The sequence below is a fragment of the Pseudomonas sp. NDM genome, from assembly GCF_003105095.1.
Taxonomy (GTDB): Bacteria; Pseudomonadota; Gammaproteobacteria; order Pseudomonadales; family Pseudomonadaceae; genus Aquipseudomonas; species Aquipseudomonas moraviensis_A.
The window spans coordinates 1-8486 of record NZ_QETJ01000187.1 but is presented as its reverse complement, the minus strand read 5'-3'; the positions used below and the strand labels follow the sequence as shown (position 1 = coordinate 8486).

Below are 8486 nucleotides of genomic sequence, written 5' to 3'. Positions count from 1 at the left end.
CGCGATAGCGGAGTGCCTGTCGGCTCATCAAAATCTGAAAGACGGCTATCGCGAGCAGGCTCACTCCTACAGGGATCTCTGCACTAGCCGAAACCGTGGGGCTCACTGCACCGGCAGGAAATTCAGAAACAACAGACTCTGCGCGTAATTCAAACCAATCCTGCGATAGCGCTCATCGAGCATCTGCGTGAGCAGGTCCAGGCGCGCGACGATTTTGCTGAATTCGGTGGCGAAGCTGAGGTTGCTGCCCTCCTCCGAAATTTCATTGGAGAACAGCAATGGCTGGCCTTCCTTGTTCTGCCGTTGCGAGAGGATCCACATGGCTTTTTCGATATTACGTGCAGCGTTGTGGACGAAGGTCGGGTTGATCGCGTCGGTCATATAGAACTCGGTGCGATTGCCGTGGGCGGTGACCAGCATGCTGCCGATCGCATAGATGAACGCGCCGACGCGGTCGCCGAGGAATTCCGGGCTCATCGCATAGCTCAGCGCCGCCAGATCCTTGCGCCCGCCGAGCACGGGCAGCGGCTGCTGTTGCTCAACGGCGAGGCGCACCTGTTTCACGGCGGTGTTGATGTTGAGGAAGCCGGACTTGCGCAACTCTTCCGGGTTGCGCAGGTAGAGCTTGCCCATCAGCCGATAGAGGCTGTCGAGGTTGTCGCGCATCGCCAGGGTGGCCATACGGTCGACGCTGGTCTGCAGGAATTCCTGCGGCTGCCCTTCACGCATCTGGGTGAAGAACCCGTTGCCGTTCTGGTGGCTGCAGCCGCTGAGCAACAGCGAGACCAGGCAGGCCAGCAGCAGGCACGGGCGGCGGTGAGCGGCGGTGATCAGGGCAAAAACACTCGGCATGAAATCTCGGACAGGCACATTCCTGTGCGGCGGGAGTCACCGCATCTTGGACATGCATAGAGCCGCCGATTGCGAAAAAGTGCAGTGCCCGGGCAGTTAGCCGACCTTCGGCGCTTTGCGATCTGTCAATTAGTCGGACTTTATATTTGCCAATAAGCGTAAATCCGCTATAAATCTCCTCTCCCCACCAAAATAGCATGACTAGTCACATGTAGGAGCTGCCGAAGGCTGCGATCTTTTGATCTTGCTTCAAAAAATCAAAATCAAAAAAGATCGCAGCCTTCGGCAGCTCCTACGGTCAATACGAAAACAACAACAAAAAGGAAGGTCAACCATGCTTCAATCCCGTCACCTGCTCTCCGGCCTCGGACTGTCCCTGATGATCGCTACCCTTTCCGCCAACGCGGCGGGCCTGACCGCCGAACACAAAGCCTTCGGCAAGACCAATGACGGCACGCCCGTCGAACAGTACATCCTGCGCAACAGCCACGGCATGCAAGCCACTGTCATCACTTACGGCGCGACCCTGCAAGCACTGAAAGTTGCCGACAAGCACGGCAAGTTCGACGACGTGGTGCTGGGTTTCGATGATGTGCAGGGCTACCAGAAAGGCACCGCGTACTTCGGCGCGACCATCGGCCGCTTCGGCAATCGCCTCGCCGAGGGTGCTTTCGAACTCGATGGCAAACGCTATCAAGTGCCGCAGAACGACAAGTCCAATGCCTTGCATGGCGGCCCCGAAGGTTTCGACAAGAAAGTCTGGAAGGCCAAAGAGACCAAGGACAAGGATTCGGTTGGCGTGACCCTGACCTACCTGTCGGCCGACGGTGAAATGGGCTTCCCTGGCAACCTGACCACCGAAGTCACCTATCGCCTGACCGACAACAACGAGCTGCGCATCGACTACAAGGCCAGCACCGACAAGCCAACCGTGCTCAACCTGACCAACCACAGCTACTTCAACCTGGCCGGCGCAGGCAATGGCGACATTCTCAAGCAGGTCGCGACCATCCACTCCAGCCATTACACGCCGGTCACCGCGAAACTGATCCCTACCGGGGAACTGGCGCCAGTCGCCGGTACGCCGATGGACTTCAGCAAACCGACGGCGATCGGCACGCATATCAAGGCTGATCATCCGCAACTGAAATTTGCCGAGCCGAAACAGGGTGGTTTCGATTTCAACTGGGCGCTGGACACCAAGGGCGATGTCAGCAAAGTCGCCACCGAAGTCAGCGACCCACAATCCGGGCGTGTCCTGCAACTGTTCACCACCGAGCCGGGCGTGCAGTTCTACACCAGCAACTTCCTCGACGGCACGGTCAAGGGCAAGGGCGGCAAGGTCTATCCGCACTGGGGCGCGTTTACCCTCGAGACCCAGCACTACCCGGATTCGCCGAACCAGCCGGACTTCCCGAGCACACGGCTTGATCCGGGGCAGACCTATGCCCACAGCGTGGTCCTGAAATTCACCACAAAATAATCTGCAACACGCGCCCCTGTGGCGAGGGAGCTTGCTCCCGCTGGACTGCGCAGCAGGCCCCTGCTTTTCAACTCAAGGAAAAGCGAGGGCCGCTGCGCGCCCCAGCGGGAGCAAGCTCCCTCGCCACAGGAGTTTCAGCGTTCCGACACACCTTCGTTGGGGAACCCTTGGTCTATCCTGCTGCCCACTAAAGATATCGACTCTTTAAGCCAGGAGGTTTGAATGCGTACCCTTGAGTTGGCCGGCGTACAGGTTCCCGTGATTGGCCAGGGCACTTGGCGCATGGGCGAGGATCGCTCGGCGCACACCCGTGAAGTCGCGGCGCTGCGCACCGGCATCGAGCTGGGCATGACCCTGATCGACACTGCAGAGATGTACGCCGAGGGCGGTGCCGAAACCGTCGTCGGCGAGGCCATTGCCGGTCAGCGCGACAAGATTTTCCTGGTCAGCAAGGTCTATCCGCACAACGCCAGCCGCCAAGGCATCCCGCAAGCCTGCGAGCGCAGCCTGCGTCGGCTCGGCACCGACTACATCGATCTGTATCTGCTGCATTGGCGCGGTCAGTACCCGCTGGAGGAAACCGTCGAAGCCTTCGAACGTTTGCGCGAGGAAGGCAAGATCGGCCGTTGGGGCGTGTCGAATTTCGATGTCGACGACCTCGAAGAACTGTCCAGTTCAGCCTGCGCCACCGATCAAGTGCTGTACAACCTCGAAGAGCGCGGCATCGAATTCGATCTGCTGCCGTGGTGCCAGCATCAGCGCCTGCCGCTGATGGCTTACTGTCCGATCGGCCAAGGCGGTGCGATGCTCGCCGAGCCGGTTCTGCAAGACATTGCCAGTCGTCACAACGCCACCCCGGCGCAAGTTTCGCTGGCGTGGATCCTGCGCCAGGATGGCGTGATTGCGATTCCCAAGGCTGTGCGCCCGGAACATGTGCAACTCAATGCCGAGGCGGCGCAGCTGCAATTGGACGCCGGGGATCTGGCGGCGCTGGACAAGCTATTCCCGGCGCCACAACGCAAGCAGCGGCTGGCCATGGTCTGAGCCGCCGACTGCGAGGGCTTGGCGATGAGAAGCACAGATCTGCACGACCCGTTTGATCTGCAACGTTTTGTCCAGGCGCAGGACCCGGTGTTCGAACGCGTTCAACGCGAACTCGAAGAGGGCCGCAAGCGCAGCCACTGGATGTGGTTTGTCTTCCCGCAATTCGCCGGGTTGGGCGGCAGCGAAATGGCCCGACGGTTTGCCATTGGTTCAGCCGATGAGGCCCAGGCTTATCTGGCCCACGAACTGCTTGGCGCGCGATTGCGCACCTGCACGCAGTTGGTACTCAACGTGCCGCAGCGCTCGATTGCAGAGATTTTCGGTCATCCCGATGACTTGAAGTTTCATTCTTCGATGACCCTGTTCGCCCAGTTCAGCGCCGAGGAAAGCCTGTTCAATCAGGCGCTGGAGCGCTATTTCCACGGCATTCTCGATGAGTGGACACTGCAACTGCTTGATTCAAAACAGGCCCAGTTGCCCACCGATCAGGATTGAGAAGTCGTCGTCGACAAACGGCAGGATTGCATCCGCCACCGGTTGCAGCTGACGAGTGATGTAGTGGTCGTAATCGATGGCGGCGCGGCGTACCTCCAACGGCTCCGGGCCGGCCAGCGTGATGACGTAGCTGATCCAGCCGCCGTTTTGATACTGCCGGGGCCGACCCTGTTCGGCGTTGTAGTCGTCGGCCAGCCGCGCCGCACGGACATGCGGCGGCACGTTGCGTTCGTAATCGTCAAGGGTGCGGCGCAGACGCTTGCGATACACCAGCCGATCATCGAACTCCCCGGCGAGGGTCTTGCGCACGTAGTCGCGCACGTAATCCTGATACGGCTTGCGGTGGAAAATCCGCTCATACAGTTCCTGCTGAAATTGTCGGGCCAGCAGTGACCAGTCGGTACGCACGGTCTCCAGGCCCTTGTAGACCATTTCCTCCGAGCCATCGGCGCGGGTGACCAGACCGGCGTAGCGCTTCTTGCTGCCCTCCTCCGCGCCGCGAATCGTCGGCATCAGGAAACGCTTGTAGTGAATCTCGAACTGCAATTCCAGCGCGCTTTCCAGCCCGTATTCGTCGCGCACATGGGCGCGCCACCAATCGTTGACGTGCTTGACCAGCGCATGGCCGATCTGCGCGGCTTCTTCCTGGCCATGCAGTCGGCGCAGCCAGACGAAGGTGGAATCGGTGTCGCCGTAAATCACCGCGTGGCCTTGTTCCTCGATCAACTGGCGAGTGCGCAGCATGATTTCGTGGCCGCGCAAGGTGATCGACGAGGCCAGGCGGGTATCGAAAAACCGGCAGCCGCTGGAGCCGAGCACGCCGTAAAAGGCGTTCATGATGATCTTCAACGCCTGGGACAGCGGCGCGTTGTGCTCGCGCTTGGCGGTCTCACGCCCTTCAGCCACCCGCGCCACAATGGCCGGCAGGCAATGCCGGGTACGTGAGAAACGGGCGCCACGGAAACCCGGCACCGAGTCAGCGTCGTCGGGATGTTGCAGGCCTTCGATCAGGCCCACCGGGTCGATCAGAAACGTGCGAATGATCGACGGGTACAAGCTTTTGTAATCGAGCACCAGCACCGACTCGTACAACCCCGGCCGCGAATCCATGACAAACCCGCCGGGGCTGGCCTGCGGCGGGTTGGTGCCGAGGTTCGGCGCAACAAAGCCCTGGCGATGCATCAACGGCATGTACAAATGGGTGAACGCGGCGACCGAACCGCCGCTGCGGTCGGCCGGCAAACCGGTGACGCTGGCCCGTTCGAGCAAAAACGTCAGCAGTTCGGTCTTGGCGAAGATCCGCGTGACCAGTTCGCAGTCCTTGAGGTTGTATTTGGCCAGCGCCGGTTTGTCTTCGGCGAACATGCGGTTGATCTCGTCCATGCGCTGGTACGGATTGTTGATTGCCTTGCCTTCGCCGAGCAGGGTTTGCGCAACATTTTCCAGGCTGAACGACGGAAAGCTCCAGGTCGCCGACCGCAACGACTCGATGCCATCAATGATCAGCCGCCCCGCTGCCGAGGCGAAGTAGTGATTGCGGCTGCCGTGCTCGCGCCACTGCATTTCTTCGCCGCCACGGCCGATTTTCAGCGGCACGCCGAGACGCCGGGCGTGTTCGTGAAGGATGCGCAGATCGAACTGCACAACGTTCCAGCCGATGATTGCGTCAGGGTCGTGGCGGGCGAACCAGTCGTTGAGTTTTTTCAGGATCACCGCGCGCGAGTCGCAGTACTCCAGATCGAAATCGACAATGCTGGCGTCGCCGTTCGGCGCGCCGAGCATGTACACCTGGCGCTCGCCGCAGCCTTCCAGGGCAATCGAATACAGCTCGCCGTTTTCCGTGGTTTCGATGTCGAGCGAGACCAGGCGCAGTTTCGGCCGGTAATTGGGGTCGGCTTTCATCTGGGCGTTGAGCAGCACGCCCTCTGCATCCGGGGTGCCGCCGAACAGCACCGGCGCGGTGATGAAGCGCTCCATCAGATAGCGTTCCGGCGGGCGCACGTCGGCTTCAAAAACATCGACGCCGGCGCGGTTCAGCGCGGTTTCCAGGCGCATCAACTGGCCGTGTTGCTGGCAATACAGACCGAGTACCGGACGATGCTGAAAATCCTGCAGGGCGAGCGGGCGCAGTTCGACATTGTTTTCATCGTGCAGCAGATGCTCGGCCGCTTCACGCTGGGCGGCGGGAATGAACGCTACCGACGGCTGATGCGCCAGGCGCACACGGCGTGGCCCGGCGTCGGTCGCCAGCCAGAACTCGACTTCGGTGCCGGCCGGCGTATCGCGCCAATGCCGGGTCAGGACGAAGCCCTGCTGTAAATCCACCACTGCGACCTCGAAAAATCAGACTGACCGGCATTCTACGCGGCATTGCCACGCCTGGCCCTGGCAAAAAATACCGCGGATCTGCGGAAAAACCCGGCGAATGGCGTTTTTTGCACGCTAACTGCCGCTTTGCCACCTTGCTCTGCGCGGCTGCGTCTACGATGCTTGATGAACAACGACAACACCTGAGTAACCGCCATGAAGACCGTCGCCCAACTGCTCAAGCTCAAAGATCAGAAAAATCAGGAAGTGCACCAGATCAAACCCGATCACATGGTGCTCGAAGCGCTGATGAAGATGGCCGAGAAAAACGTCGGCGCCTTGCTGGTGGTCGAGGACGACAAAGTGGTCGGCATCATCAGCGAGCGCGACTATGCACGCAAACTGGTGCTGCACGGCCGCTCCTCGGTGGGCACGCCGGTGCGCGACATCATGGTCAAGGACGTGATCACCGTGGACACCCGGCAAACCGTCGATACCTGCCTGGGCATCATGTCGGACAAACGCCTGCGCCACCTGCCGGTGGTCGAGGACGGCCAGTTGATTGGTCTGCTGTCGATCGGCGACCTGGTGAAGGAAGCGATTGCCGAACAGGCTGAATTGATCAAACAGCTCGAGCAATACATTCGCGGCGAATGAGCCCACCGCCGTGCCGTTGTGGGAGCGAGCCTGCTCGCGAATGCGCTGGGTCAGTCGAAACATCTTTGGCTGACAGACCGTTTTCGCGAGCAGGCTCGCTCCCACAAGGGGTTATTTGTCAGCCTTGAGAGGGCCAATGCCGCTCGAACACCGGTGCCAGCACCGGGTGTCGGTCAATCCTTTGCAACCACGCATAAAACCCCGGGCGGGTCTGGCGCAGATGTTCGCGGCTGCCAGCCCAGCGGCTCACCACTGCCGCCAGCACATCCAGTGCCCCGGGGGTTTCGTCATCCAGATACAGCTCGCCGGAAAACTGATCGGCAAATATCTCCCAACTGAAGTGCAGGCGCTGGCGCGTGCCAGCGATCAGGTTCTGCCGTGCGCTCTCGTCGGGCGTGATCAACCAGCGCTCGGGGTAATCGATGATGCCGACCGCCGCGTAGCAATTGCCGACGATAAAGGCGAGGCCGCGAATCGCCTGATCGCGATCAGCCGCCTCGCTCGGCAGCAGGCCGGACTTGGGAAACGTCAGGCCCAGGTGGATCAGGATCGCCGCACTTTCAGTCATGGCGCTGCCGTCCGGCAGTTGCAGGGTCGGGATCTGCTTCAGCGGATTGAGTTTACCAAGCGCTTCGGCGGCTTCGGCGCTGGCTTCGGTATCAATGAAGCGGTAAGCGATCTGGCACAACTCCAGTGCCGCCTCGATGGAGGCCGCGCCGGAATTCTTGTGCCCGTAGAGCTGGTACATGTCCGTTTCCCCCGATTAGGCCTTTGCACAGGGTAGATGGCTGTGGCTCGGGTGTAAAAGTCTCCGACGTAACCCCCTGTAGGAGTGAGCCTGCTCGCGATGGCGTCGTGTCAGCAAAACTTATATAGCAGGCATACCGCTATCGCGAGCAGGCTCACTCCTACAGGGTTGTGGCGAGTCATCAAAAATATTCTCCCGGCACTGCATCCAATCGCCTCCGCCACGGGTAGTCCTTGTAACAGCGCACTTTTGTGCTGTCAGTGCTCTACCCTTTTCGGAGAATCATCGGATGAACATCACCCAGCTGATTGGCTTCACCGGTTTGCTCGCTTTCACCGCCAACACGTTTGCCCAGAGCAGCTATCCCGACGCGATCAAAGTGCCGGACGGGCACAGGATTGCCCTGGAAACCACCGGGGTTGGCGAGATTACTTACGAATGCCGCGACAAGCCCAACATGGCCGGGCAGGCCGAGTGGACTTTTGTCGGGCCGAAAGCGGTGCTCAATGATCGCAGCGGCAAACAGGTCGGCACCTACTTCGGCCCACCGGCGACCTGGCAAGCGAAAGACGGATCGAAAGTCACCGGCACGCAACTGGCCGTGGCACCGTCGAGCCCGGGCAACCTGCCCTATCAACTGGTCAAGGCCAATCCGGCCGAGGGCAAAGGCGCGATGACCGGGGTCAGCTACATCCAGCGTGTTGCGCTCAAGGGCGGCGTAGCGCCGGGCAGTGAGTGCACCATGGCGAACAAGGGCAAGCAGGAAATGGTGAAGTACCAGGCGGATTATATTTTCTGGGCGGCGAACTGATATCTCGATCCCAGCACAAATCCCTGTAGGAGTGAGCCTGCTCGCGATAGCGGTATGTCAGTGAACGATCTGCCGGCTGACACAGCGCT

At 60.5% G+C, this 8486-nt stretch carries 8 protein-coding genes; 5 read left to right on the top strand and 3 right to left on the bottom strand.

What is annotated here, in order from left to right; all coding sequences use genetic code 11:
• Positions 1-102: 102 nt before the first annotated feature.
• Positions 103-852 carry a hypothetical protein gene (locus DCO47_RS23745; RefSeq protein ID WP_116659045.1) on the bottom strand — a complete coding sequence of 250 codons (750 nt, stop codon included), beginning with the start codon at positions 850-852 and terminating at the stop codon, positions 103-105.
• A 334-nt stretch (positions 853-1186) separates the two neighbouring features.
• On the opposite strand from DCO47_RS23745, the gene DCO47_RS23740 reads away from it, so the two are divergent.
• The 3 genes from DCO47_RS23740 (at position 1187) to DCO47_RS23725 (ending at position 3874) form a co-directional block, all read left to right on the top strand.
• Complete coding sequence (locus DCO47_RS23740; RefSeq protein ID WP_064363685.1) at positions 1187-2335, top strand: aldose epimerase family protein; 1149 nt, start codon at positions 1187-1189, stop codon at positions 2333-2335.
• Between the two features lie 222 nt (positions 2336-2557).
• Entirely contained in the window at positions 2558-3379 is an 822-nt protein-coding gene (locus DCO47_RS23730; RefSeq protein WP_116659044.1) for an aldo/keto reductase, read from the top strand.
• Positions 3380-3403: 24 nt separating this feature from the next.
• Complete coding sequence (locus DCO47_RS23725; RefSeq protein WP_116659043.1) at positions 3404-3874, top strand: DUF1810 domain-containing protein; 471 nt, start codon at positions 3404-3406, stop codon at positions 3872-3874.
• Here DCO47_RS23725 and DCO47_RS23720 read toward each other — a convergent pair.
• Positions 3839-6199 carry a DNA polymerase II gene (locus tag DCO47_RS23720; protein ID WP_165839220.1) on the bottom strand — a complete coding sequence of 787 codons (2361 nt, stop codon included), beginning with the start codon at positions 6197-6199 and terminating at the stop codon, positions 3839-3841. The two genes, DCO47_RS23725 and DCO47_RS23720, sit on opposite strands and share 36 nt — an antisense overlap.
• 198 nt (positions 6200-6397) lie before the next feature.
• Between DCO47_RS23720 and DCO47_RS23715 the strand changes: the two genes are divergently transcribed.
• Entirely contained in the window at positions 6398-6838 is a 441-nt protein-coding gene (locus DCO47_RS23715; protein ID WP_016775372.1) for a CBS domain-containing protein, read from the top strand.
• A gap of 118 nt (positions 6839-6956) precedes the next feature.
• Here DCO47_RS23715 and DCO47_RS23710 read toward each other — a convergent pair whose 3' ends face one another.
• A complete protein-coding gene (locus DCO47_RS23710) occupies positions 6957-7586 on the bottom strand; it encodes a glutathione S-transferase family protein (RefSeq protein WP_116659041.1) in 630 nt (209 codons plus the stop codon).
• 289 nt (positions 7587-7875) lie between these two features.
• On the opposite strand from DCO47_RS23710, the gene DCO47_RS23705 reads away from it, so the two are divergent.
• The gene (locus DCO47_RS23705; RefSeq protein ID WP_116659040.1) at positions 7876-8397 is read left to right on the top strand and encodes a DUF3455 domain-containing protein; all 522 of its coding nucleotides are present in this window, start codon (positions 7876-7878) and stop codon (positions 8395-8397) included.
• The last annotated feature ends 89 nt before the right edge of the window (positions 8398-8486 follow it).